The 24,879-nt window shown below is 69.5% G+C and carries 26 protein-coding genes and 1 pseudogene; 16 read left to right on the top strand and 11 right to left on the bottom strand.

Going from position 1 to position 24,879, the window contains the following annotated elements; translation table 11 throughout:
* Nucleotides 1-169: 169 nt before the first annotated feature.
* Nucleotides 170-1,603 carry a class II fumarate hydratase gene (locus QE438_RS06670; RefSeq protein WP_306991601.1) on the top strand — a complete coding sequence of 478 codons (1,434 nt, stop codon included), beginning with the start codon at nt 170-172 and terminating at the stop codon, nt 1,601-1,603.
* A 176-nt stretch (nt 1,604-1,779) separates the two neighbouring features.
* Here the strand turns inward: QE438_RS06670 and QE438_RS06665 are convergent, their stop codons facing one another.
* From QE438_RS06665 to QE438_RS06630, 8 genes are all read right to left on the bottom strand, one after another.
* A complete protein-coding gene (locus QE438_RS06665; protein WP_307183988.1) occupies nt 1,780-3,258 on the bottom strand; it encodes an alpha/beta hydrolase in 1,479 nt (492 codons plus the stop codon).
* Nucleotides 3,259-3,367: 109 nt separating this feature from the next.
* Nucleotides 3,368-3,799 (bottom strand): hypothetical protein, encoded by a 432-nt coding sequence (locus QE438_RS06660; RefSeq protein WP_130522772.1) that lies wholly within the window; start codon nt 3,797-3,799, stop codon nt 3,368-3,370.
* A gap of 59 nt (nt 3,800-3,858) precedes the next feature.
* On the bottom strand, nt 3,859-4,473 hold the full coding sequence (locus tag QE438_RS06655; protein WP_306991606.1) for a hypothetical protein: 615 nt from the start codon (nt 4,471-4,473) through the stop codon (nt 3,859-3,861).
* A gap of 35 nt (nt 4,474-4,508) precedes the next feature.
* Entirely contained in the window at nt 4,509-5,354 is an 846-nt protein-coding gene (locus tag QE438_RS06650) for a hypothetical protein (RefSeq protein WP_306991608.1), read from the bottom strand.
* Between the two features lie 32 nt (nt 5,355-5,386).
* On the bottom strand, nt 5,387-6,382 hold the full coding sequence (locus QE438_RS06645) for an ABC transporter permease (protein WP_130517907.1): 996 nt from the start codon (nt 6,380-6,382) through the stop codon (nt 5,387-5,389).
* The gene (locus QE438_RS06640; RefSeq protein ID WP_130522771.1) at nt 6,379-7,251 is read right to left on the bottom strand and encodes an ABC transporter ATP-binding protein; all 873 of its coding nucleotides are present in this window, start codon (nt 7,249-7,251) and stop codon (nt 6,379-6,381) included. Before QE438_RS06640 ends, QE438_RS06645 begins: the two co-directional genes overlap by 4 nt.
* A complete protein-coding gene (locus QE438_RS06635) occupies nt 7,248-7,607 on the bottom strand; it encodes a GntR family transcriptional regulator (RefSeq protein ID WP_131659686.1) in 360 nt (119 codons plus the stop codon). Before QE438_RS06635 ends, QE438_RS06640 begins: the two co-directional genes overlap by 4 nt.
* Before the next feature lie 3 nt (nt 7,608-7,610).
* The gene (locus QE438_RS06630) at nt 7,611-7,874 is read right to left on the bottom strand and encodes a hypothetical protein (RefSeq protein ID WP_165421920.1); all 264 of its coding nucleotides are present in this window, start codon (nt 7,872-7,874) and stop codon (nt 7,611-7,613) included.
* Nucleotides 7,875-8,080: 206 nt separating this feature from the next.
* Here QE438_RS06630 and QE438_RS06625 point away from each other — a divergent pair, with 206 nt between their 5' ends.
* From QE438_RS06625 to QE438_RS06615, 3 genes are read left to right on the top strand one after another with little or no spacing between them, the layout of a single operon-like run.
* Nucleotides 8,081-9,010: an FKBP-type peptidyl-prolyl cis-trans isomerase gene (locus QE438_RS06625; protein ID WP_307183989.1), complete on the top strand. Its 930-nt coding sequence runs from the start codon at nt 8,081-8,083 to the stop codon at nt 9,008-9,010.
* Nucleotides 9,010-9,246, top strand: coding sequence for a SlyX family protein (locus QE438_RS06620; RefSeq protein ID WP_306991611.1), 237 nt, complete (start codon nt 9,010-9,012; stop codon nt 9,244-9,246). The genes QE438_RS06625 and QE438_RS06620 overlap by 1 nt, the downstream gene beginning before the upstream one ends.
* Nucleotides 9,247-9,266: 20 nt before the next feature.
* On the top strand, nt 9,267-9,953 hold the full coding sequence (locus QE438_RS06615; protein ID WP_306991613.1) for a DUF2058 family protein: 687 nt from the start codon (nt 9,267-9,269) through the stop codon (nt 9,951-9,953).
* Between the two features lie 83 nt (nt 9,954-10,036).
* Here the strand turns inward: QE438_RS06615 and QE438_RS06610 are convergent, their stop codons facing one another.
* From QE438_RS06610 to cysS, 3 genes are all read right to left on the bottom strand, one after another.
* Nucleotides 10,037-11,293: an MFS transporter gene (locus tag QE438_RS06610; RefSeq protein WP_130517921.1), complete on the bottom strand. Its 1,257-nt coding sequence runs from the start codon at nt 11,291-11,293 to the stop codon at nt 10,037-10,039.
* Nucleotides 11,290-11,730 carry a SufE family protein gene (locus QE438_RS06605; protein ID WP_130517923.1) on the bottom strand — a complete coding sequence of 147 codons (441 nt, stop codon included), beginning with the start codon at nt 11,728-11,730 and terminating at the stop codon, nt 11,290-11,292. Before QE438_RS06605 ends, QE438_RS06610 begins: the two co-directional genes overlap by 4 nt.
* Nucleotides 11,731-11,914: 184 nt before the next feature.
* Nucleotides 11,915-13,282, bottom strand: coding sequence for a cysteine--tRNA ligase (gene cysS / locus QE438_RS06600; protein WP_306991615.1), 1,368 nt, complete (start codon nt 13,280-13,282; stop codon nt 11,915-11,917).
* A gap of 128 nt (nt 13,283-13,410) precedes the next feature.
* Between cysS and QE438_RS06595 the strand changes: the two genes are divergently transcribed.
* The 12 genes and pseudogenes from QE438_RS06595 (at nt 13,411) to proB (ending at nt 24,810) form a co-directional block, all read left to right on the top strand.
* Nucleotides 13,411-13,914, top strand: a complete 504-nt coding sequence (locus QE438_RS06595; protein WP_306991617.1) for a hypothetical protein — start codon at nt 13,411-13,413, stop codon at nt 13,912-13,914.
* A gap of 278 nt (nt 13,915-14,192) precedes the next feature.
* Complete coding sequence (locus tag QE438_RS06590; RefSeq protein WP_130517927.1) at nt 14,193-15,218, top strand: N-acetylornithine carbamoyltransferase; 1,026 nt, start codon at nt 14,193-14,195, stop codon at nt 15,216-15,218.
* 72 nt (nt 15,219-15,290) lie between these two features.
* Nucleotides 15,291-16,532 (top strand): argininosuccinate synthase, encoded by a 1,242-nt coding sequence (locus QE438_RS06585; protein ID WP_306991619.1) that lies wholly within the window; start codon nt 15,291-15,293, stop codon nt 16,530-16,532.
* A 76-nt stretch (nt 16,533-16,608) separates the two neighbouring features.
* Nucleotides 16,609-16,947: a nuclear transport factor 2 family protein gene (locus tag QE438_RS06580; protein ID WP_306991621.1), complete on the top strand. Its 339-nt coding sequence runs from the start codon at nt 16,609-16,611 to the stop codon at nt 16,945-16,947.
* A 77-nt stretch (nt 16,948-17,024) separates the two neighbouring features.
* A complete protein-coding gene (locus tag QE438_RS06575) occupies nt 17,025-17,486 on the top strand; it encodes a GNAT family N-acetyltransferase (RefSeq protein WP_306996113.1) in 462 nt (153 codons plus the stop codon).
* Nucleotides 17,487-17,555: 69 nt separating this feature from the next.
* Nucleotides 17,556-18,650: an acetylornithine deacetylase gene (locus QE438_RS06570; protein ID WP_306991624.1), complete on the top strand. Its 1,095-nt coding sequence runs from the start codon at nt 17,556-17,558 to the stop codon at nt 18,648-18,650.
* A 99-nt stretch (nt 18,651-18,749) separates the two neighbouring features.
* Nucleotides 18,750-20,015, top strand: a complete 1,266-nt coding sequence (locus tag QE438_RS06565; RefSeq protein WP_307184146.1) for an acetylglutamate kinase — start codon at nt 18,750-18,752, stop codon at nt 20,013-20,015.
* A gap of 5 nt (nt 20,016-20,020) precedes the next feature.
* A complete protein-coding gene (locus QE438_RS06560; protein ID WP_306991626.1) occupies nt 20,021-20,626 on the top strand; it encodes a GNAT family protein in 606 nt (201 codons plus the stop codon).
* Nucleotides 20,623-21,578: pseudogene (gene argC, locus QE438_RS06555) on the top strand (N-acetyl-gamma-glutamyl-phosphate reductase). The gene QE438_RS06560 and the pseudogene argC overlap by 4 nt, the downstream one beginning before the upstream one ends.
* Nucleotides 21,579-21,720: 142 nt before the next feature.
* On the top strand, nt 21,721-23,019 hold the full coding sequence (gene argH, locus QE438_RS06550; protein WP_306991630.1) for an argininosuccinate lyase: 1,299 nt from the start codon (nt 21,721-21,723) through the stop codon (nt 23,017-23,019).
* Nucleotides 23,020-23,192: 173 nt separating this feature from the next.
* Complete coding sequence (locus QE438_RS06545) at nt 23,193-23,450, top strand: YciI family protein (RefSeq protein ID WP_130517942.1); 258 nt, start codon at nt 23,193-23,195, stop codon at nt 23,448-23,450.
* Between the two features lie 202 nt (nt 23,451-23,652).
* A complete protein-coding gene (gene proB, locus QE438_RS06540; protein WP_306991632.1) occupies nt 23,653-24,810 on the top strand; it encodes a glutamate 5-kinase in 1,158 nt (385 codons plus the stop codon).
* Nucleotides 24,811-24,879 lie beyond the last annotated feature (69 nt).

Genomic DNA, 24,879 nt, shown 5'->3' with positions numbered 1-24,879 from the left:
GGCGGACGCCGGCGCGCGGTGCGCGCAGGCCAGGCGTGGCGGGTGGGCCGCACAGTTTACCCGTCCCGTCCGGGTCACGCCCCGGGGCGTATCCTTCGCCGCGTCCAGCCAGCCGCTGCGGAACACGCGCGTGCCAGCCGTAGCCCTCGAAACAGAAGGAAACACGCTGATGTCGAACAAGGTCCGTCTAGAACACGACAGCATGGGCGAGCTGCAGGTGCCCGCCGAGGCCCTGTGGGGTGCGCAGACCCAGCGCGCCGTGCAGAACTTCCCCATCTCCGGCCGGCCGATGCCGCGCGGCTTCATCCGCGCCCTGGGGCTGATCAAGGCCGCCGCCGCGCAGGTCAACGCCGAGCTGGGCCTGCTGCCCAAGGCCACCGCCAAGGCGGTGCGCAAGGCCGCGCTGGAGGTGGCCGACGGCGCTTACGATGCGCACTTCCCGATCGACATCTACCAGACCGGTTCGGGCACCTCGTCCAACATGAACGCCAACGAGGTCATCGCCAACCTGGCCTCGCGCGCCGGCGGCAAGGGCGAGGGGGCGAAGAAGGCGGCGCAGGCCGTGCATCCCAACGACCACGTCAACCTGGGGCAGAGCTCCAACGACGTGGTGCCCACCGCGATCCGCGTCAGCGCGCAGCTGGCCGTGGTCGAGGACCTGCTGCCGGCGCTCAAGCACCTGCGCAAGACCATCACCGCGCGCGGCAACGCGGCCGGCGGCATCGTCAAGACCGGCCGCACCCATCTGATGGACGCCATGCCGCTGACCTTCGCCCAGGAGTTCGGCGCCTGGGCCGCGCAGCTGGCCTCGGCCGAGGACCGCATCGCCGATGCGCTGGGGCGCCTGCGCCGGCTGCCGCTGGGCGGCACCGCCATCGGCACCGGCATCAACGCCGATCCGCGCTTCGGCAAGCAGGTGGCCAAAGTGCTGAGCGAGCAGACCGGGGTCAAGTTCGAGAGCGCCGCCAACAAGTTCGAGGGCCTGGCCGCGCAGGACGACGCGGTCGAACTCTCCGGCCAGTTCAATGCGCTGGCCGTGGCGCTGATCAAGATCGCCAACGACCTGCGCTGGATGAACTCCGGCCCGCTGGCCGGCCTGGGCGAGATCGAACTGCCCGCCCTGCAGCCGGGCAGCTCGATCATGCCGGGCAAGGTCAATCCGGTGATCCCCGAGGCCACGGTGATGGTCTGCGCGCAGGTCATCGGCCACCACACCGCGATCACCGTGGCTGGGCAGACCGGCAACTTCCAGCTCAACGTCGCCCTGCCGCTGATCGCCGCCAACCTGCTCGAATCGGTGCAGCTGCTGAGCAACGTCTCGCGCCTGCTGGCCGACTCGGCCATCGCCGGGCTGACGGTGCGCGAGGACAACGTGCGCGCCGCGCTGGAGCGCAATCCGATCCTGGTCACCGCGCTCAATCCGGTGATCGGCTACGAGAAGGGCGCGGCCATCGCCAAGCAGGCCTACAAGCAGAACCGGCCGGTGATGGAGGTGGCCATCGAGGTCACCGGGATGAGCGAGGCGCAGCTCAAGCCGCTGCTCGATCCGGCGGCGCTGGCAAAGGGCGGCATCCACGGCAAGCCGGGCGGCGGCGGCGGCTGAGGTCGCGTCTTCTGTGCGCGATTCGCCCTGCGTCTCGCGCGCGATGAAAGAAGCCGGCGTATTCGCCGGCTTTTTTCTTGTTCTTCGCAGGATCGAGATCGCGTTGGATGCGCGTTGCGGCTTCGGACGGGCCGCGGTCCGGCGGGCGCTATCCGCTTTGCCCTCGATCGGGGCATTCAATCCGTTGCGAACGACAGGCCCGGCGACTTCGCGATGCAATCCAGGTCCAACGCCGCGCTGGGGTCGTGAAGAAACGCCAGGGTCAGCTGCCCGCCGCAGCGATTGAACATGGCGCCGTGCGCCTGGCCGGGGACCATGACGAATCGCGCGTTGGGCAAGGTCCGCAACAGACGCCGCCCCCAGGCCGGCGGCGTGACGGGATCGAATTCGCCGGCCAGGATGAGCGTTGGCACCTCGCTACGGACCGGCGCGTTGGCGGTAGCATCGGCAGCGGCGACATGCCAGGCCGCGCACGTTTCGGGCGTGGTGGTGCGGGCGTCGAAGCTGCCCAGACCCAGTGCGGGCGAGACTTGCGCGGCCATGCGCTGCGGCGACTCGAACGGCATTTCCTCGCTGCACCAGATCGACAGGCGCAGCCCCCAGTTGAAGCGCGAGGGCGTCTGGTCGCGCAACGCCAGCAGTGCCTGCGGATGGCCGTCCGCCGCTTCGGAGATCAGGCGCGGGAGCGTCGGAATCTTCGCAGGCTGCTGAAGCGCGCTGGCGAGTGCGTCCACCACCTCGCGCCCGCGCAGCGCCTGGCCGTCGGGTCCTGCGATGCCCTGACGATCGGCCTGCGCGACCAGCGATGCGAAACGCTCCCGCAGCCGCGGATAGCGCGTCGCGCAGGCCGGCTCGCTCGCGCAGCCATCGAAGACCAGATCGAGCGCGCGCTGCAGCGCGGCCGTCGCCATTTCGTCGTAGTGGATGTCGATCGGCAGCACCGAATCGAGGATCGCGCTGCGAACGCCTTGCGGATGGCGCGCCAGCACGGTCTGCACCAGGCGAGTGCCGGAGGAATAGCCGATCAGATTCCACTGCGCGATACCCAGCAGTCGACGCAGGTCCTCCAGGTCATCGGCGGTCTGCGCGTAGGTATAGCCGTCCAGATCGATGCCCGCCGCGGACAGGGCCGCACGGCAGCGCGCCGCGGCCGCGGTCTGCGCTGCCGAAGCCGCAGCGGAGGCGCGCAAGGTGTTCAGTTCCGGGCACGCCAGCGACGGCTCGGCGTACAGGTTGCCGCGGCCCTCGAGCAGGATCTGATCGCGCTCGGCGAGAAACGGATTGCCTTTCCCCGAGACCCGGCCTTCCACGCTGCTCAGGCCCGGTCCGCCCGGCAAGTAAACCACCGGATCCGGCGCGGGCGCGGCGGCGGTACTGCGGAAGATCATGACCGGCAGGCGGATCGGCCGGGTCTGGCGGGCCTGGCGGTTCTCAGGAACGATCAGCACGCCGCAGTCGATGCGCTCGTCCCTGGCGACCGTCGCCGGACAGGCGCCGGGTTCGAAACGCGGGGTCACCGAACGCGCGGCAGGCACCCCGGCGGCGGCGGACAGGGCGGCGCCCAGGCAGAGGGCCAGGACAGGAAAACGGCAAACCTTGAGCATCGCGCTCTCCTCGATCGGGAACGTGCGGTGGGCTTTACGTGTCGATTTCAACTGCTAGATGAGGCCGCCGAAGAACGGCGTGCCACGCACTGCGCTGCCCCTGCCGGCGTGCTGGCAGGTCTTGGATCGGGCGTCTGTCAGCGCCCCTGGAACCGCCGACTCAGCGGGCCTCGAGCCGGATGGTCTCCATGCTGGCCGAGTAGGCGCGCAGCTCGGGGAAATCCGTCAGCAGCTGCTGCTGCAGGGTACGCAGCTGCGCGTCGGGCGCGATGGTGACCGGCTTGCCGCCGCTGGCCTGCAGCTGGTCGAGCACCTGCTGACGACGCATCTGCAGCTGGCCGAAGTAGTGCTGCAGCTCGGCGGTCTTTTCCGACGATTGCGGCAGCACCACGTCGTCGATCTTCAGCGTCCCGCCCGGACCGATGCCCACCGGCGCGCCCGGCGACTGGCGCAGGATGACCTCCATCGTGGTCACCGAGGTGGCCGGCTTCATGCGCTCGGCGCGGGCCGAAGGCTGGCCGCCATTACCGCAGGCGGTCAGGACGAGCGCGGCCGCGGCCGCGAGCAGGGATGGGCGAAGGAATCTGGACATGAGGCGCATTGTAAGCACCGTGCCCCGTGACGCCCTTGCCCATCGCGGCCGCGTTGTCGTCAGAAGTCCCAGTCCTGCTTGTTCATGCAGTCCTTGACGTCGCTTTCGTCCATGGTCGCGTACGGCCGGAACTCCGGCTGGGCCGCGGCCCAGGCCTGCTGCGCCTGCAGCAGGGCCGGCATGCGCGCGCACAGCTGTTGGACGCGTGGCTTGATCTTCTCCTTGACGGTGGCCTCGGTCTGCTTGCTGATCTCATCGTCGGACTTTCCGGACAGCACGCCCTTGAGCGCGCTGGCGGCGGCGTCGATGCCGAGCTTGGCGCCTTCCAGGCCGATGGCGATACCGTCGCGGGCCACGCTCTGGATCTGCGTGCGATAGGCCCGGCCCAGCGCCTTCTGCTCGGCGTTCATCGGCACCGGCGTGCCCTCGATCAGCAGTTCGCCGTCCGGGGTCAGTTCGGCCTTGGGCAGGTGGCTGCCATCGTCCTTCAGCGAGAAGTTCTCGGTGGCCAGCTTCTCCTGGGCCTTGGCCAGCTCGCCCTTGCTGTCTTCCATCTCGGCCGAGGCCTTCTCCAGGCCCTTCTGGGCCTCGGCCAGGCCGTTCGTGGCCGGCTGGCAGGCGGCCAGGATCAGCACGCCGGTGCTCAGCATCACGCGCAACGGGGACATCTTCATGGCGGATGGTTCCTTGCAGGAAGTGGATGTGGAGTTCAGCGGTCCTTGGGGACGCTGACCGTGCCGCTGACGTGCCCGGTGTCGACATCGCCGCTGCCGACGCTGTGGACGGTGAAGTTGCCGCGCACGTCATCCACGCGCAGGTCGCCCGAGCCGATCGAGCCGACCTCGACGTTCCCGGACACGCCGCGCAGGCCGACGTCGCCCGAGCCGATCGACTTCACCGTCACCGCGCCGGTCTGGCGCAGGGTCAGGTCGCCCGAACCGACATCGCCGACCTCGACCGCGCCGCCGATGCGATCGCCCTCGACATCGCCCGAGCCGATCGAGAGCAGCCTGAGGCTGCCAGCGCCATGCAGCTTCAGATCGCCGGAGTTGACCTTGGCGGTGACCGGCCCGGCGATGTCGCGCAGCTCCACATCGCCCGAACCCACATCGGCGCTGGCCGCCCTGGCGCCGTCCAGCGTGGCATCGCCCGAACCGACGTCCAGCTGCACCAGCACATCGGCGGGCACGGTGCCGCTGATGTCCAGGTAGGTATAGCTCTCGCCCATGGAGAAGCGCAGCGGCCGGTCCTCGGCCAGGCTGGCCACCAGCTTGTCGCCCTGGCGCTGCTGGGTCAGGGTCAGGTCCTTGAGGCGGTCCTGGCTGGCCGCGCACGCGCGTCCGGAGAGCGCGCCGGAGGCGCCGGCCGACGCCTTGAGCTTGAGGTCGTTGGAGCCGACCTTGAACAACACCGACTTGGCCCCGGCCAGGTCCAGATCGAGCTTGCGCGGCTCGGAGAACTTGCAATGCGCCTCGTCGGCGGCATGGGCCAGCAGCGGGGTGGCGCCGGACACGGCCAGGGCGGTGAACAGCAGGCAGCGGGTGAGCGTTTGCATCGTCGAATCCTTGCGAGGAGAAGAAGGGGAAATCAGGCGTCGTCGCGGCGGCGGCGGATGACCACGGCCAGGGCGATCAGCGCGATGCCGACCGCGGCGCCGATCCACAGGTCCGCGCTGGCGTAGATGGACGGGTCGGTCAGGTTGTGCAGGCCCATGCGCAGGCTGTCGGTCGGATCGCCGGCAGCGTTGAGCGCGCTCTCGGCGGTCTCGTTGTGGGCCATGCGCGCCGGCTGCCACATGCCCGGGATCACGCTCAGCAGGCCGCGGTACATCACCGTGTACCAGACCGGACCCAGCGGCAGGCGCACGCCCGGCATCGCCGCCATGATGCTGACCACCAGGCACAGCAGCAGCGGCACCAGCACCGCCCACAGGAAGGGCACGCGCCGCGCCCAGGCCGAGCACAGCATCAGCCAGCCGATCGCCGGCAGCGACCACAGCATGTAGATGGGCAGGGTGGCCAGCACAGAGCCGATGATGCGGAACGGATGCGAGGCGGTGAAGATCGCGCCGGCGCCGGGCAGACCGGCCGCCGAGGAGGCCACGGCGATGATCACCCACAGCCCCAGCCCGACCAGCAGGCCGACCACCAGCGACACCACCTGCGTCAGCAGCAGCGCCCAGGTCAGCTTGGAGGCGACCGTCATCGTGTCCGACACCGGCAGCGACTTCCAGAACAGCACGCTGCGGTCGTGGCGGTCGTTGTACAGGCTGCCCAGGCAGTAGAAGAACACCACGAAGGCGACCACCACGCTGGCGATGGCGAAGCCGGACAGCAGCGCGATGTCGCCGGCGATGCCGTAGCCGGTGGCCAGCTTGCTGAAGTCGCTGCCGACGGTGTCGCCGCCCATGTGGCTGCGCATCTGGATCGCGCCGATCACCGCGCCCAGCGCGGCGAAGAACAGCACGATGCCGCCGGTGATCACCTGGGCCCAGAGGAAGCCGCCGCGGTTTTCCCAGTATTCGCGGCGCAGCAGCCAGGCGAACACGCCGGGCTTGGTCAATGTGCGGGCAGGGGCGTTCATGCGTAGGTTCCTTTCATGATGGCCACGAACAGATCGGCCAGGCCGGGGTTGCGGGTTTCGCCCAGCGCGTCGAGCTGGGCGCGCGGCACGCCGTCGAACAGCATCACCGTCTTGCCGAACGGCAGGGCGCGCTGGTCGATCGGGCGCAGGCTGCGGGCCTGCTCGACGCTGGCCTCGGAGACCAGCAGCTCGGTGTAGCGCGAGCCGACCTCGTCCATGGTCGCGGTCAGGGCGATGCGCCCGTCGCGGATGAACATCACGTCGGTGAGGATGTGCTCGATCTCCTCCACCTGGTGGGTGGTGACGATGATCGTCTTGTCCTCGTCGAAGTAGTCTTCCAGCAGGCGTTGGTAGAACTGCTTGCGATAGAGGATGTCCAGGCCCAGGGTCGGTTCGTCCAGCACCAGCAGCCGGGCGTCGATGGCCATCACCAGGGCCAGGTGCAGCTGCACGATCATGCCCTTGGACATCTCGCGCACCCGCAGGTTGGGCTTGAGCTGGGTGCCCTCGAGGAAGCGCAGGCACTTGGCCCGGTCGAAGCGCGGATGCACGCCGCCGACGAAGTCGATGGCCTCGGACACCTTCATCCAGCGCGGCAGCACGGCCACGTCGGCGATGAAGCAGACCTCGCGCATCAGCGCGTCGCGGCTATGGCGCGGGTCCATGCCCAGCACCTTCAGCTCGCCCTCGAACGGGGTCAGGCCCAGGATCGCCTTGAGCGCGGTGGTCTTGCCGGCGCCGTTGGGGCCGATCAGGCCGACGATGCGGCCGGATTCGATCAGGAAGCTGGCGCCGTCCAGCGCGGCCTTGTTGCGGTAGGTCTTGCGCAGGTCGCTGGCCTGCACGACCGGGGTGGTCACGGCATTCATGGATTGCCTCCCTTGGGCAATTCTTCGAAGGTCAGGCCCAGGCGGGCGATGCGTTCGGCCACGGCCGGCCATTCGTCCCTGAGAAAGCGCTCGCGCTCGGTGGCCAGCAGTTTCTTGGCCGCCTCCTCGGTGACGAACATACCCAGGCCGCGCCGCTTCTCGACCAGGGCCTCGTCGGCCAGTTCCTGGTAGGCACGCGAGACGGTGATGGGGTTGAGCTGGTATTCGGCGGCCACCTGGCGCACCGAAGGCAGGGCGTCGCCGGGCTTGAGTTCACCATCGAGCATCATGGCGATGACCTTTTCCTTGAGTTGGCGGTAGATGGGAGCGCCGTCGCTCCACTGGATGGGTGTCATGGTTCAGCTCCCGGGTCGCAGCAGTCGGGCAAAGGAGAAGTAAGGCATCGACAGCGAGTGCCGTCGTGCACGGGTGCCGTCCTGGGCGGGTGAGGCGGTGGCCGCGGCGGTGTCGTCCAGCACCTGCGGCAGGGTGGGGGCGGCCGCGGCGGTCGGCAGCGAAACGGCCGAAGCGGCACGCAGATGGCCGAACAGGCCGACGGTGCCCATGGCCAGCAGCAGAAGCGCGAAGGCCACGGTCGGGGAGGTCCTGAGACGCTTGTCCATCGCTTCCTCTGCTTTGGGTTAGTGGTGTTGTAGGTGACTATAACACCAAAGCGAGCGACGTCAAGCGCCGTCCCCTGTTTTTTTCCCCAACCAATGGCAGGGGTGGTGCCACGTGCTGCAAAGCGGCAGCGCCGCCGTGCATGCCACAATGTGCGTCTGTCGCGCCGGGAGCCCCGGCGCTTTTTGTCGCACGAGGGATGCACTGGATGAAATCGATTGGCACTTGGGTGGCGGGCCTCGGCCTGGCTTCGGCCCTGATCGCAGGCACTGCGATGGCGCAGGACAAGACCACGCTGGAGACCCAGCGTGACAAGGTGAGCTATGCCATCGGCATGGACATCGGCCGCTCGTTCGCGCCGATCGCCGACTACATCGACCCGGCCTCGCTGCAGCAGGCCCTGCAGGGCGCCATGAAGGGCGAGAAGCCCGCCCTGAGCGAAGCCGAGGCCCAGGCCACCGACACCGCGCTGCGCGCCAACATGGCCGCCAAGGCCGGCCAGACCCCGCCGGGCCAGCCGCCGGGCGCCCAGCCGCCGGCCGTGAACAAGCAGCACGTCGGTCAGCTGATCGGCAGCTACATGGTCGGCCCCAAGCTGGCCTCGCTGAAGGACGAGGTCGAACTGCCGGTGGTCATGCAGGCCGTGCGCACCGTGCTGGCCAAGGGCAACACCCTGCTCACCGAGGATCAGGCCAAGCAGACCGTGCAGGCCTACGCCAGCGAGCGCCAGGCCGGCCTGTCCCAGCGCAACCGTGACGAGGGCGCGGCGTTCCTGAGCAAGAACAAGGACGTCAAGGGCGTGGTCACCACCCCCTCCGGCCTGCAGTACATGGTGCTGCGCCAGGGCAGCGGCGAGCGTCCGACCGCCGCCAGCACCGTGCGGGTGAACTACGAAGGCAAGCTGCTGGACGGCACCGTGTTCGACAGCTCCTACCAGCGCGGCGAGCCGGCGACCTTCCCGCTGGCCAATGTGGTGCCGGGCTGGACCGAAGGCCTGCAGCTGATGCCGGTGGGCTCCAAGTACCGCTTCTGGATCCCGGCCAGCCTGGGCTACGGCGATGCCGGCGCGCCGGGCGGCGGCATCGGCCCGAACGCGACGCTGACCTTCGACGTGGAACTGCTCGGCATCGCCAAGTAATGTCCACGCCGTCCGCCCCCCTGCCGGACAGCCTGGAACGGCGCTTCGTCGAACTGGAGATGCGCCTGGCCTTCCAGGAGCACGCGCTGGCCGAGCTGAGCGAGGCCCTGGCCGACGCCAGGGCCGAGGGCAGCCGCAATGCCGAACTGGTCCGCCACCTGCTGGCGGACCTGAAGAAGGTCCGCTCCGAGCTGTATTCCGACCCGGGCGACGAACCGCCGCCCCCGCATTACTGATCCACCGAACTGATCCACCGATGACCGATTCGTTGCGAGACCAGCTGCTGGGCCTGGGCTTCAAGCCTTCGCCCAAGCCCGAGCGCCCGGCCGAGCGCAAGCCCGGCGGCAAGCCGTCGCAAGGACACAAGCCCCAGGGCGCGCGTCCGGGCGGCGGCAAGGGCGAGGGGCGACCGCACGCCGGCGGCAAGCCGGGCGGGCAGTCGCACCACCGCGGCCCGCAGCCGCAGGGCGGGCGCCCGGGCGGTCAGCCGCAGCGCTCGGGCAAGCCGCGCTCGCGCGAGGACATCGACCTGGCCAAGGCCTATGCGATCCGCGCGCAGAAGGAAAAGGACGAGCGCATCGAGGCCGAGCGCCTCAAGCAGGAAGAGGCCCGCCTGCGCCGCGAGGCGCGGGCCAAGGTCGATGCCATGCTGGTCGGCAGGACACTCAACGACCCGGCCGCCGAGGTCGTGCGCCACTTCCCCTACGGCGGCAAGATCAAACGCATCCACGTCACCGCCGACCAGCTCAAGGCGCTCAACGCCGGCGAGCTGGGCGTGGTGCAGCAGGCCGGGCGCTATCTGCTGGTCGAGGCCGCGCTGCTGGCGCAGATCGAGGAGGTCTTCCCCCAGGCGGTCGCGCTCAAGGTCGATCCCAACGCCCCGGCCGAGGACGATCCCTACGCCGACCCGAAGTACCAGGTCCCGGACGACCTGATCTGGTAGCACCCGCCTCCCGGTAGAGCGGAGCTCGCTCCGCTCAGGCCTTGCCGAAGATCTGTACGGAAAGCAGCGGAGCAAGCTCCGCTCTACTGTAGATCCTTGATCGCCAGGCCGCGCAGCTTGGGGGCCTTGAACGCGGTGATGCCGACCACGCATAGCGTCACGCAGCCGCCCAGCACCACCGCCGGCACCAGGCCGAGCAGACGCGCCATCACCCCGTCATAGAACGCGCCCAGCTCGTTGGACGAGCTGATGAAGATGCTGTTGATCGACGACACGCGGCCGCGCATCTCATCGGGCGTGGCCAGCTGCATGATCGTCCCGCGCAGCACCATCGACACGCCGTCGCACAGGCCATAGACGACCAGGATCGCGGCCGAGAGCCAGAAGTGCCGCGACAGCCCGAAGGCGATCGTGCACAGGCCGAAGGCGGCCACCGCGATCATCAGGATGCGGCCGGCGTTCTTGTCGATGGGGTGACGCGCGACCCACAGGCCGGCGGCGACCGCGCCCAGCGACGGGCAGGCGCGCAGGATCCCCAGGCCTTCCGGACCGTAGTGCAGGATGTCGTGGATGAAGGCCGGCAGCATCGAGACCGCGCCGCCCAGCAGCACCGAGAACATGTCCAGCGCCATCGCGCCGAGCATGATCTGGTTGGAGAACACGAAGCGCATGCCCTCGGCGATGCTGCTGAACACCGGCGCGCGCGGCCCGGTGGCGACCGGCTCTTCGACCTTCAGCGGCACCAGCACGCCGATGGCGACCGCCGCCAGCACCGCGGCGACGGAATAGGCCAGCGTGGTGCCGCCCCAGGCCACCAGGCCGCCGCCCAGCGCCGGACCGAGCACCAGCCCGGTCTGGAAGAACACGTTGGCGATGCTGGTGCCGCGCGCGTACTGCCGGCGCTGCAGCACCCGCGCGAACAGCGCGTTGTACACCGGGGTCAGGAAGCAGCGGACCATGCCGGTCAGGCACACCGCCGCGTACATCGGCCACACGCCCTGGGCCGGCAGCCAGCCGCGGGTGACGCACAGCAGGATCAGCGGGGTGAGCAGCAGGCCGAAGGAGGCGGCCATGCCCAGCTTGCGCCGCGGTAGGTGGTCCACCAGGTAGCCGGCGAACGGCGCGGTGCACACGAACGGCAGCACCTCGGCCAGGCCGATCAGGCCCAGCGCCAGCGGATTGCCGGTGATCTGGTAGATGTGCCAGCCGACCGCGACCGAGACGACCTGGTAGGAGAGGATGGCGCCGATGCGGTAGGCCAGGGTGCGGATGAAGCCCGGCTGGGCCAGCACTTCGCGGACGCTGACGTCCGCTTCCGGGGCCGGCGGCGGCACGCTCACGCGGCCTGCGCCTTGGCGGTGTCCTGGATGAAGGCCAGCAGCGCGGCCAGGCCGTTGCTGCGGGTCGGCGAGAGATGCTTGGCCAGGCCGATGTCGGCGATGTAGCCGGGCTCGGTGGCCAGGATCTCGGCGGCCGGGCGGCCGGAGTACACGCGCAGTGCCAGGTAGATCAGGCCCGAGACGATGGCCGAGTCGCTGGCCGCCTGGAAGTCCAGCCGCTGCGCGCTGCCCTGCGGCACGATCCACACCATCGACTGGCAGCCGAGCAGGCGGTGTTCATCGGTCTTCCATGCATCGGGGAAGGGCGGCAGCTTGCGGCCCAGGTCGATCAGGTACTGGTAGCGCTCGGCCCAGTCGGAGAAGAACGCGAACTCCTCCTTGATCGCCGCCTGCGCTTGCACGGCGGTGGGTTCGAGCGGGAATACGGTGTCGGTCATCGGTCTTCCATAGTGCAGGGATCAGCCCCTCTCACTCGGGGGAGGGGCGGGGTGAGGGCCGGGCGGAGCAGGGAGGTTCGGCACCGCGCGGACTTCGCTCCGACCTTTCGCCGCGGGCCCGCAGCTTCGATGTTCGCGCCTTGCGTTGGACGCTCGGCGCCGACGGGAGCAGGCGACCGCCAAATCAGCCGCGCTTCCAGCGCACGCCCTGCGGGGTGTCTTCCAGCACGATGTTCTCGCTGGCGAGCTGGTCGCGGATCGCATCGGCGCGGGCGAAATCGCGTGCCTGCTTGGCCGCCGCGCGCGCGTCGATCAGCGCCTGGATGCGGGCATCGTCGTCGTCGCTGGTCCCACGGCTGAACCAGTCGGCCGGCGCCTGCTGCAGCAGCCCAAGCGCCAGGCCGGCGCCGAGCAGCTGGGCCTTCAGCGCCGCCTTGTCTTCGCCGCGCTCGGCCTTGCGCGCCTCGGCGGCGATGCGCGCCAGCTCGGCCAGCGCCAGCGGCGTGTTGAGGTCGTCGTCCAGCGCCGCCTCGATGCTGTCGGGAATCCGGGCGCTCGCCTCGACCTCGCCCAGATCGCGCAGCGTGCCGTACAGGCGATCCAGCGTGCGCACCGACTGCTCGATCAGCGCGTCCGACCAGTCCAGCGGCTGGCGGTAGTGCGCCGAGAGCAGGGCGTAGCGCAGCGCCTCGGGCGGGTGCTGCAGCAGCAGGTCGTGCACGCGCTCGATGTTGCCCAGCGACTTGCTCATCTTGGCGCCGCCGAAGTTGAGCATGCCGTTGTGCAGCCAGAAGCGCGCGAAGGTCGCCCCGCCGTGCGCGCACTCGCTCTGCGCGACCTCGTTCTCGTGGTGGGGAAACTGCAGGTCCACGCCGCCGGCGTGGATGTCGATGGTGGTGCCCAGGTGGGCGGCGGCCATGGCCGAGCACTCGATGTGCCAGCCCGGCCGGCCGCGGCCCCAGGGCGAGTCCCAGCCGGGCAGCTCGTCGCTGGAAGGCTTCCACAGCACGAAGTCGCCGGCGTCGCGCTTGTACGGCGCCACGTCCACGCGCGCGCCGGCCAGCAGTTCGTCCGGGTCGCGGCGCGAGAGCTGGCCGTAGCGGGCGAACGAGCCGACCGAGAACAGCACGTGCCCGTCGGCGGCGTAGGCGTGGCCGCCGGCAATGAGCTGCTCGATCATGGCGACGATCTGCGGGATGTGCGCGGTGGCCTCCGGCTCGATGTCCGGCGGCACCACGCCCAGGGCCGCCATGTCGGCCCGGTAGGCCGCGGCGAACTTGTCGGTGATGGCACTGATCGGCACGCCCTGTTCGGCCGCGGCGGCGTTGATCTTGTCGTCCACGTCGGTGATGTTGCGCGCGTAGCGCAGGCCGCCATAGCGGCGGCGCAGCAGCTGCGCCAGCACGCCGAACACCACCGGGCCGCGCGCGTTGCCGATGTGCACGTAGTTGTAGACGGTGGGGCCGCACACGTACATGGTCGGGCTGGCTGGATCCAGCGGCGCGAACGGCTGCACGCTGCGCGTGAGGGTGTTGAACAACTGCAGGGGCATGGAGGCGGGGGCGCGGAAGCAGGTCAGCGATTCTACCCCGGACCGCAGGCGACAGCCCGGATTCAGCGTGGGTGTGGGACCGCTGCCTACACTGTGGAGTCGTTGCTCGCTCATCTCCCCCGCGCTGCATGCCTCCAGCTTCCCGTGCCCTCCTGATCGCGTGCCTGTCCGTATGCCTCCCGGTGGCCGCGCAGCAGGTCGCCGTCGTGCCGGTGGAAAACGTGCGCATCGACTACGCCCAGGTCCTGTCGGTCGAGCCGGTCTACCAGACCCTGCGCGCCACCCGCAGCGAGCCGCAGTGCGACCCGCCGGCGGCCGGTGAGGCCGACGACGCGCCCAAGGCGGAGGGGCGCATCGCGCGCCTGGTCGACTCGGTCAAGGGGGTCTTCAGCAGCGACGAGAAGAACGCCAAGCCCGAGGATGCCCCGGCCAAGCCGCCGACCACCGGGCAGAACTGCCGCATGGTCACCGTCGAGCGCGAGTTCCGCCGGCCGATCGCCTACGACGTGGACTACGTCTACAAGGGCACCAAGTACCGCTCGCGCCTGCCCGAGGATCCGGGCAACCGGCTGCGCATCCGCGTCTCGGTCACGCCGTATGCGCCGGGCCAGCAGCGCGCCGGCAATCCTTGAGTGCCGCGGCGGCCTTGCGCCGCAGCATGGCGCGTGCGAGGATGCGCGCCCGATGAAGACCTCTTCGCACCTGTACGCAAGCGCCGCCCGGATGGCCTCGGGCATGACTTCGCGTGCTCGCCGACCGGAATCCGCACACTAGCTGGGTCCCCGGAGGTCTTGTCCTGCACACCGGAAAAACCCAGCCCACAGGCTGGGTTTTTTCGTTTTTCCATGACGCCAAGGTTTCAACCGCAACCGCGCGCCCCGCGCCCCGACCTCTCGCAAAGGATGATCCGATGCCGCTGAAGCACTTCTTGAACACGCAGGACTGGAGCCGTCCGGAGCTGGACGCCCTGCTGACCCAGGCCGCGCTGTTCAAACGCAACAAGCTGGGCAACGAGCTGAAGGGCAAGTCGGTGGCGCTGGTGTTCTTCAACCCGTCCATGCGCACGCGCACCAGCTTCGAGCTGGGCACATTCCAGCTGGGCGGCCATGCCGTCGTGCTGCAGCCGGGCAAGGACGCGTGGCCGATCGAGTTCGACTTCGGCAAGGTGATGGACGGCGAGGCCGAGGAGCACATCGCCGAGGTGGCCCAGGTGCTGGGGCGCTACGCCGACCTGGTGGCCGTGCGCGCGTTCCCGAAGTTCGTCGACTGGGCCACCGACCGCGAGGACCGGGTGCTGAAGAGCTTCGCCAAGTACAGCCCGGTGCCGGTGATCAACATGGAGACCATCACCCATCCATGCCAGGAGCTGGCGCACATCATGGCGCTGCAGGAGCACTTCGGCACCAGCGACCTGCGCGGCAAGAAGTACGTGCTGACCTGGACCTACCACCCCAAGCCGCTCAACACCGCGGTGGCCAACTCGGCCCTGACCATCGCCACGCGCATGGGCATGGACGTGACCCTGCTGTGCCCGACGCCCGAGTACGTGCTGGACCGGCGCTACATGGGTTGGGCCGAGGCCAACGTCGCCGAAAGCGGCGGCTCGCTGCAGGTCAGCCACGACATCGAAAGCGCCTATGCCGGCGCCGATGTGGTCTACGCCAAGAGCTGGGGCGCGCTGCCGTACTTCGGCAACTGGGGCCCGGAGAAGCCGATCCGCGATGCGTACAAGCACTTCATCGTGGACGAGGCCAAGATGGCCCTGACCAACAATGGCGTGTTCTCGCACTGCCTGCCGCTGCGCCGCAACGTCAAGGCCACCGACGCGGTCATGGACTCGCCCCAGTGCATCGCCATCAACGAGGCCGAGAACCGGCTGCATGTGCAGAAGGCGATCATGGCCGCCCTGGTGGGCCAGGGCAGCCGGGATTCGTGATTCGGGATTGGGGATTCGCACAGCCGCACCCCGCTTCCGCTCCTACTTAGTCAACCGCAGAGAGACACCCCCATGTCGCAGCAAACCGCTCACACGAATCCCGACTCCCCAATCCCCAATCCCGGCACCAAGGACATCGTCCTCGCCTTCTCCGGCGGCCTGGACACCAGCTTCTGCATTCCCTATCTGCAGGAGAAGGGCTATGCCGTGCACACCGTGTTCGCCGATACCGGCGGCGTGGATGCGCAGGAGCGCGATTTCATCGAGAAGCGCGCCGCCGAGCTGGGCGCGGCCAGCCACGTCACCGTCGATGGCGGCCCGGCGATCTGGAACGGCTTCGTCAAGCCCTTCGTCTGGGCCGGCGAGGGCTACCAGGGCCAGTACCCGCTGCTGGTCTCCGACCGCTACCTGATCGTCGATGCCGCGCTCAAGCGCGCCGCCGAGCTGGGCACCAAGGCGATCGCGCACGGCTGCACCGGCATGGGCAACGATCAGGTGCGCTTCGACCTGGCGGTCAAGGCGCTGGGCGATTACGAGATCGTCGCCCCGATCCGCGAGATCCAGAAGGAGCACACCCAGACCCGCGCCTACGAGCAGAAGTATCTGGAGGAGCGCGGCTTCGGCGTGCGCGCCAAGCAGCAGGCCTACACCATCAACGAGAACCTGCTCGGCCTGACCATGTCCGGCGGCGAGATCGATCGCTGGGAAGCCCCGGGCGAGGGCGCGCGCGGCTGGTGCGCGCCGCGCGCCGAGTGGCCGCAGGCGCCGCTTTCGGTGACCCTGACCTTCGTCGAGGGCGAGGCCGTCGCGCTGGATGGCGAAAAGCTGGCCGGCGAGAAGATCCTGGCCAAGCTCAACAAGCTCTTCGCCCCCTACGGCGTGGGCCGCGGCGTGTACACCGGCGACACCGTGATCGGCCTGAAGGGCCGCATCGTGTTCGAGGCGCCGGGCCTGGTGTCGCTGCTGGCCGCGCATCGCGCGCTGGAGGATGCCGTGCTGACCAAGCAGCAGAACCGCTTCAAGCCGGAAGTGGCGCGCAAGTGGGTCGAGCTGGTGTACGAAGGCTTCTACCACGACCCGCTCAAGACCGACATCGAGGCCTTCCTGAAGTCCTCGCAGGCCAAGGTCAACGGCGAGGTGGTGCTGCGTACCGACGGCGGCCGGGTCGAGGCCGTGGCGGTCAAGTCCCCGCACATCCTCAACGCCAAGGGCGCGACCTATGCGCAGTCGGCCGACTGGGGCGTGGAGGAGGCCGAAGGCTTCATCAAGCTGTTCGGCATGAGCTCCACGCTCTACGCGCAGGTCAACCACTGAGTCGCACCACGGGTGGCCGGGCTTCGGTCCGGTCATCCGTGGAGGATCGTCCGCATTCCACCTGGACCCTACCGCCATGTCCGCCGTGATCGATCCGGTCGCGCGGCAGTTCGAAGCCTACAACCGCCGCGACCTGACCGCCTTCCTTGCCTGCTTCGCCGAGGACTTCACGTCCTACCGGATGCCGGCCGTGTCGCCCGCGCTGCGGGGCAAGGACGCGCTCGCCGCGTTCTATGCCGAACATCGCTTCAACAACCCGGCCTTGCGGGCGGAGCTGGTGTCGCGAACGGTGCTGGGCCGGATGGTGTTCGACCACGAGCGGATCCACGGACTCGCTGCGCAGGCGCAGGAGACCATGGCGGTGTTCGAGGTCGAGGACAGCCTGATCCGTACGGCCTGGTTCTACGCCGCGTGAGCGGCGCCGGCCTGATCCCCACGCGTGTGGCAGCCGAGTCCATGCGCCCGATGCGTTCCATGAAGGATCCCGACACCATGCAGTCCCCATTGCGCATCAGCACCGACAAGCAGGAACTGGACGTGGCGCTGATCCACCGCTTCCTCTCGTCCGAGGCCTACTGGAGCCGGGACATCCCGCGCGACACCGTGCAGCGCGCCATCGACGGGTCGCTGTGCTTCGGCGGCTATGTGGACGGGGCAGGGCAGGTGGCCTTCGCGCGGGTCATCACCGACGGCGCCACCTTCGCCTACCTGGCCGATGTGTTCGTGCTGGAAGACCAGCGCGGCAAGGGCTACAGCAAGCAGCTGATGCAGGCCGTCATGGCCCATCCGCGGCTGCAGGATCTGCGCCGCTTCATGCTGGCCACCTGGGATGCGCACGGCCTGTACGCGCAGTTCGGCTTCCAGCCGGCCGCCCGGCCGGACCGGCTGATGGAGAAGCTGGACATGGAGGTCTACAGCCGCAATGCCGCGCAGCTCGCCGCACCCTCACCTTGAGCGCGAAGGGCAGGGCCGCGCGGCCCCGCTCACTCCTCACTTCTCGTCCCATCACTTACTGCCCGCCCCATGACGACCCTGCTCGAAACCACGCTGACGCACCTGGAGGAGCTGGTGTCCTTCGACACCCGCAACCCGCCGCGCGCGCTGACCACCGGCGGCATCTTCGACTACCTGCGCCAGCAGCTGCCGGGCTTCAAGGTCGAGGTGATCGATCACGGCGCCGGCGCGATCAGCTTCTACGCCGTGCGCGGGACGCCGAAGTACCTGTTCAACGTGCATCTGGACACGGTGCCGGATTCGCCGCACTGGAGCGCCGATCCGCACGTGATGCGGCGCCAGTCCGATCGCGTGATCGGTCTGGGCGTGTGCGACATCAAGGGCGCGGCGGCCGCGCTGGTCGCCGCGGCCAATGCCGGCGACGGCGACGCGGCCTTCCTGTTCTCCTCCGACGAGGAGGCCAACGACCCGCGCTGCATCGCCGCATTCCTGGCCCGCCAGCTGCCCTACGAGGCGGTCCTGGTCGCCGAGCCGACCATGGGCGAAGCGGTGCTGGCCCATCGCGGCATCAGCTCGGTGCTGATGAAGTTCAGCGGCCGCGCCGGCCATGCCTCGGGCAAGCAGGATCCCTCGGCCAGCGCGCTGCACCAGGCCATGCGCTGGGGCGGCAGGGCGCTGGACCATGTCGAGTCGCTGGCCCACGCCCGCTTCGGGGGGCTGACCGGCCTGCGCTTCAACATCGGCCGGGTCGAGGGCGGCATCAAGGCCAACATGATCGCGCCGAGCGCCGAGCTGCGCTTCGGCTTCCGGCCGCTGCCCTCGATGGACATCGACGACCTGCTGGCCACCTTCGCCGGCTTCGCCGAGCCGGCCGCGGCGCACTTCGAGGAGACCTTCCGCGGCCCGAGCCTGCCTTCCGGGGATATCGCCCGCGCGGAGGAACGTCGCCTGGCCGCACGCGATGTCGCCGACGAACTCGGCCTGCCGATCGGCAACGCGGTGGACTTCTGGACCGAGGCCTCGCTGTTCTCCGCCGGCGGCTACACCGCGCTGGTCTTCGGGCCGGGCGACATCGCCCAGGCGCACACCGCCGACGAGTTCGTGACGCTGGAGCAGCTCGAGCGCTACGTGCAATCCGTCGATCGCATCATCAACGGCCGCTGAAGCCGCGTCTTCCCCCTCCTTCCCAGACTTGCGCACACCGTGAACATCCCCGTCGCCAACGCCCAGACCCGCCAGACCATCGTGCGCCTGCTCTCCAGCATGGCCAGCGCGAAGGAGATCAGCCAGTACCTCAAGCGTTTCTCGCAGCTGGACGCCAAGCGCTTCGCGGTGGTGAAGGTCGGCGGCGCCGTCCTGCGCGACGAGCTGGACGACCTGACCTCCTCGCTGACCTTCCTGCAGGAGGTCGGCCTGACCCCGATCGTGCTGCACGGCGCCGGCCCGCAGCTGGACGCCGAGCTGGCCGCCGCCGGCATCGAGAAGCACACCATCAACGGCCTGCGCGTGACCTCGCCGCAAGGCCTGGCGATCGTGCGCCGCGTGTTCCAGGCTTCCAACCTCAAGCTGGTCGAGGCGCTGCAGGCCGCCGGCGCGCGGGCGACCTCCATCACCGGCGGCGTGTTCGAGGCCGATTACCTGGATCAGGCCACCTACGGGCTGGTGGGCGAGGTCAAGGCGGTGAACCTGGCGCCGATCGAGGCCAGTCTGCAGGCCGGCTCGATCCCGGTGATCACCAGCCTGGGCGAGACCCCGTCGGGCCAGATCCTCAACATCAACGCCGACTTCGCCGCCAACGAGCTGGTGCGCGAGCTGCAGCCCTACAAGATCATCTTCCTCACCGGCACCGGCGGGCTGCTGGACGAGCAGGGCAAGGTGATCGATTCGATCAACCTGTCCACCGAGTACGATCACTTGATCCAGCAGCCGTGGATCCACGGCGGCATGAAGGTCAAGATCGAGCAGATCAAGGACCTGCTGGACAAGCTGCCGCTGGAATCGTCGGTATCGATCACCCGGCCGGCGGACCTGGCCAAGGAGCTGTTCACGCACAAGGGCTCGGGCACCCTGGTGCGCCGCGGCGAGCGCGTGCTCAAGGCCACCGGCTGGGACGAACTGGACCTGCCGCGGCTGACCGCGCTGATCGAGTCCAGCTTCGGCCGCAAGCTGGTGCCGGACTACTACCGGAACACGCCGCTGCTGCGCGCCTATGTCAGCGAGAACTACCGCACCGCCATCCTGCTCACCGAGGGCGAGGGCATGGTCTACCTGGACAAGTTCGCCGTGTCCGACGATGCGCAGGGCGAGGGCCTGGGCCGCGCGGTGTGGAACGTGATGCGCGAGGAGACCCCGCAGCTGTTCTGGCGCTCGCGCCACAACAACCAGGTCAACATCTTCTACTACGCCGAGTCCGACGGCTGCTTCAAGCAGGAGAAGTGGAAGGTGTTCTGGTACGGCATGGAGGACTTCGCCCAGATCCAGCGCTGCGTGGCCCACTGCGCCACGCGCCGGCCGACACTGGAGGGCTGAGGACGATGCAGACCGCAGCCAACCCCTGGCGGACCGTGCCGACCCTGCGCGGCGAACACGTCGCGCTGGAGCCGCTGTCGGGCGCGCATGCCGAGGGCCTGCGCGCGATCGTGGCCGACGGCGTGCTGCCGGCGCTGTGGTACACCGGCGTGCCCAAGGTCGAGGCGGTGGACGGCTATATCGCCGACGCGCTGGAGCAGCAGGCGCGCGGGGCGATGCTGTGCTTCGCCGTGCTGGACGCCCAGGGCAAGGTCGCCGGCAGCACGCGCTTCTACGATCTGGAGCCGGGCGTGCCGCGGCTGAGCATCGGCTACACCTGGTACGCGCCGCGCGCGCAGCGCACCGGCCTGAACACGCAGGCCAAGCAGCTGCTGCTGGGGCATGCGTTCGATGTGCTGGGCTGTGCCTCGGTGGTGTTCGAGACCAGCTGGTTCAACCATGCCTCGCGCGCGGCCATCGCGCGGCTGGGTGCGCGTCAGGACGGCGTGCTGCGCAACCACAAGCGCCATGCCGACGGCACGCTGCGCGATACGGTGATCTTCTCCATCCTCGACCGCGAATGGCCCGCGGTCAGGGCTCATCTGCAGTTCCAGCTGGACAAACACGCATGACTTCCCCTGTTTTCACCGTCGGCATCGTCGGCGCCCGCGGCCACACCGGCACCGAGCTGATCAAGCTGATCGCCGCCCATCCGCAGCTGCGCCTGACCTTCGTGTCCTCGCGCGAGCTGGACGGCCAGCCGGTGCGCGAGCACAACGCCGCCTACGCCGGTGAGCTGCGCTTCGAGAACCTGGACGCCGACGCGGTCGCCGCCAAGGGCGCCGACGCGGTGATCCTGGCGCTGCCCAACGGCAAGGCGCAGGCCTATGCCGACGCGCTCGCCGCCGCGCGCCCCGAGACGGTGCTGGTCGACCTGTCGGCCGACTACCGCTTCGAGCCGAGCTGGTACTACGGCCTGCCCGAGCTGACCCGCGCGGCGCCTACGCCGGGCAGAAGCACATCAGCAATCCGGGCTGCTACGCCACGGCGATGCAGCTGGCGATCGCGCCGCTGCTGGACCAGCTGGCCGGCCCGCCGCAGTGCTTCGGCGTGTCCGGCTATTCCGGCGCCGGCACCACGCCGTCGGACAAGAACAACCCGGCGCTGCTGGCCGACAACCTGATGCCGTACTCGCTGACCGACCACATGCACGAGCGCGAGGTGTCCGCGCATCTGCGCGTGCCGGTGGAGTTCATGCCGCATGTGGCACCGCACTTCCGCGGCATCACCATGACGGTCAACCTGTGGCTGCAGCAGCCGATGACACGCGAGGCGGTCAAGGCCCGCTACCAGGCGCGCTACGCCGGCGAACCGCTGATCGAAGTGGTCGACGACGCGCCCTGGGTCAGCCGCATCGCGGGCCGGCATGGCGTGCAGATCGGCGGCTTCACCCTGGCGCCGGGCGGCAAGCGCGTGGTGGTGGTGTCCACCCTGGACAACCTGCTCAAGGGCGCGGCCACCCAGGCGATGCAGAACCTCAACCTGGCGCTCGGCCTGCCCGAACTCACCGCGATCCCGCACTGAGACCGCATTGTTTGTAGAGCGGAGCTTGCTCCGCTGCTTATCCCGGTGAAGCCCCAGCGGAGCGAGCTCCGCTCTACAAGGGGCCAAGCGCTAAAACCCAATCAAGGTCGGCTTGACCGCCGCCTTCGCAGGAGCAAGACCGATGACAGACCTGTTGTGGCAGAAACCCGGCGTTGCCGTCGATGCCAAGATCCAGACCTTCCTGGCCGGCGACGACGTCATCCTGGACCGCGAATTCTTTCTTCACGACATCGCCGCCAGCACCGCGCATGCCGAGGGCCTGCAGCACATCGGCATCCTGTCCGAAGACGAGCTGGCCGGCCTGAGGCGCGAGCTGGCCGTCCTGGCCGACGACTTCCGCAGCGGCGCCTTCGTGCTGGACGCGCAGTACGAGGACGGGCACTCGGCCATCGAGGCGCGCCTGACCGAGCGCCTGGGCGATGCCGGCCGCCGCATCCACACCGGCCGCAGCCGCAACGACCAGATCCTGGTCGCCACGCGCCTGTGGCTGAAGGACAGGCTCGGCGCGCTGGCGCAGCTGAGCCGGCAGGTCGCTGGCGTCGCCCTGGAGCGCGCGCAGGCCGAGCAGGGGCTGCCGATTCCCGGCTATACCCACATCCAGCGCGCCGTGGTGTCCTCGGCCGGCATGTGGTGGGCGGGCTGGGCCGAGGCCTTCATCGACGATGCGGTGCGCGCGGCCGATACGCTGAAGCTGATCGACGCCAACCCGCTGGGCACCGCCGCCGGCTACGGCGTCAACCTGCCGCTGGATCGCGCGCACACCACCGCCGCGCTGGGCTTCGCCCGTCTGCAGGTCTCGCCGATCTACGCGCAGCTCTCGCGCGGCAAGTTCGAGCTGGCCGCGCTGGAGGCCTTGGGCAGCGCCACGCTGGACCTGCGCCGCATCGCCTGGGACCTGTCGCTGTTCACCAGCGGCGAGTTCGGCTTCGTCGCGCTGCCGGCGCAGTACACCACCGGCAGCTCGATCATGCCCAACAAGCGCAACCCGGACGTGATCGAGCTGATGCGCGCCACCCACGCCAGCGTCGCCGCGGCCCGCACCGAGATCGAGCAGCTGCTGTCGCTGCCGTCGGGCTACCACCGCGATCTGCAGGCCTCCAAGGGCGCGATCTTCCACGGCTTCGGCCGCGGCCTGGCCGCCCTGGAGCTGCTGCCGGCGCTGCTGGCCAATCTGGAATGGCGCGAGGACCGCATCCGCGCCGCGATCGATTCGGGCATGTACGCCACCGACGTGGCGGTGGAAGCCGCCGTGGCCGGCGTGCCGTTCCGCGAGGCCTACAAGGCCGCCGCGGCCAGCGCCGACACGGCCGGGCAGGGCCGCACGCCCGAAGGCAGCCTGGCCGCGCGCGTCTCGCCCGGCGCGGCGGCGGACCTGCAGCTGGAGGTGCTGCGCCAGCGCTGGGAGGCGTTGCGCGTTTGAAGGGCCGCCGCCTTTCCTGAAGAGGAGGGCGGCGTGAGTGCTCGCGATACGATCCGGCGATTGGATCGCGTTCCGATCACGAAGGGCGTCATCCCCGCGCAGGCGGGCATCCAGTGGCTTGCGCAGCGCACCCATCGCGCTCGGCCACGCAACGACAAGCAGGAGATGCATCGATGAAGCTGTATCTGGTGATGGCCATCCGCAAGGCCGACTTTCCCGCCGACGTGGTCGGCCCGCACAAGGACTGGCTGATCAATCTCAAGGTCGAAGGCCAGCTGCATATGGCCGGCGGCTTTACCGACGGCAGCGGCGGCGCCTACATCCTGAAGAACCTCGACAGCCTGGAGCAGGCCAAGGCCCTGGTCGCGACCGATCCGCTGGCGCTGCGCAACGCGTCCGAGCTGACCGTGTACGAGTGGAATACGCCCTAGCGCTTCGTATGGATCCTGGGATGCGAGCAGCCACCAAGACCCGTCATTCCCGCGCAAGCGGGAATCCAAAGACGTTGGCCCCCGCTCGCGAAGCCCATGGATTCCCGCCTTCGCGGGAATGACGATAGGGCGGGTGCCGCCGGCTTCGCACTCATCGCACGATCTACCACGCGCTCCAGCCCCCTTCATCCCCGAACCCCCCATGAACGACGCCGCTACGACCACCGCCACCGCGTTCACCGAGCAGCTGCTGCCGCCGTGGCGGCGCGCGGTGCTCAAGGTGGGCAGCAGCCTGCTGGCTGCCGACGGGGGTGGCCTGTCGCCGAAGTTCGCGCTGGGGCTGGCGCAGTTCGTCTCGGCCAATGTGCTCGCCGGGCGCGAGGTGGTGATCGTGTCCTCCGGCGCGGTTGCCGCCGGGCGCGCGATCGTGCCGAAGGCGGCCGAGGCCGGGGCCGGCATCGCCGCGCGCCAGGCGCTGGCCGCGCTCGGCCAGGCGCAGCTGATCGGGCTGTGGCAGCGTTTCTTCGAGCGGCCGGTGGCGCAGGTGCTGCTGACCCATGACGACCTGCGCAACCGCCGCCGCTACCTCAATGCCCGCGCCACGCTGCTGGAGCTGCTGGCGCTGGGCACGCTGCCGGTGGTCAACGAGAACGACACCGTCTCCATCGACGAGCTCAAGCTCGGCGACAACGACAACCTGGCCGCGGTGGTGGCCGCGCTGGTCGACGCCGACGCCTTGTTCATCGCCACCGACATCGACGGCCTGTACACCGCCGACCCGCGCAGCAACCCGGCCGCACGCCCGCTGGACGAAGTGACCGCGCTGACGCCGGAGGTGTTCGCCATGGCCGGCGGTAGCGGCAGCAGCGTCGGCACCGGCGGCATGCGCACCAAGCTGGAAGCGGCGGCCAAGGCCGGCGCGGCGGGCGTGGAGACCTACCTGTTCAACGGCCGCAGCGCCGAGGTCGTGCGCGGGCTGGCGCAGGACCGCCTGCGCGGCACGCGCCTGCATGCGGCGCAGACGCGCATCGCCGCGCGCAAGGGCTGGCTGCGGCACGCCCCGGTCGAACCCGGCGCGATCCTGGTCGATGCCGGCGCGGCCGGCGCCCTGGTCGAACGCGGCGCCTCGCTGCTGCCCGGCGGCGTGATCGGCGCCGAGGGCGACTTCCGCCGCGGCGACATGGTCGAGGTGCAGCTGCGCGGCGAGGACGGCCGGCGCCGGCTGGCGCGCGGCATCGCCCAGTACTCGGCCGCCGACATCCGCCGCATCGCCCGCCGGCACTCGCGCGACATCGAGGCCGTGCTGGGGTATAGCTATGGCGAGAACGTGATCCACCGCGACGACCTGGTGCTGCTGTGACCCCTGTTTGTTGTCTCTTCCGCTCGCATCGTGGCCTCCCTGTAGAGCGGAGCTTGCTCCGCTGCTCTT

Source organism: Pseudoxanthomonas sp. SORGH_AS_0997 (assembly GCF_031453535.1).
Taxonomy (GTDB): domain Bacteria; phylum Pseudomonadota; class Gammaproteobacteria; order Xanthomonadales; family Xanthomonadaceae; genus Pseudoxanthomonas_A; species Pseudoxanthomonas_A winnipegensis.
Note: the sequence above shows the minus strand (reverse complement) of the source record. Positions and strands in the feature narration are given on the sequence as shown.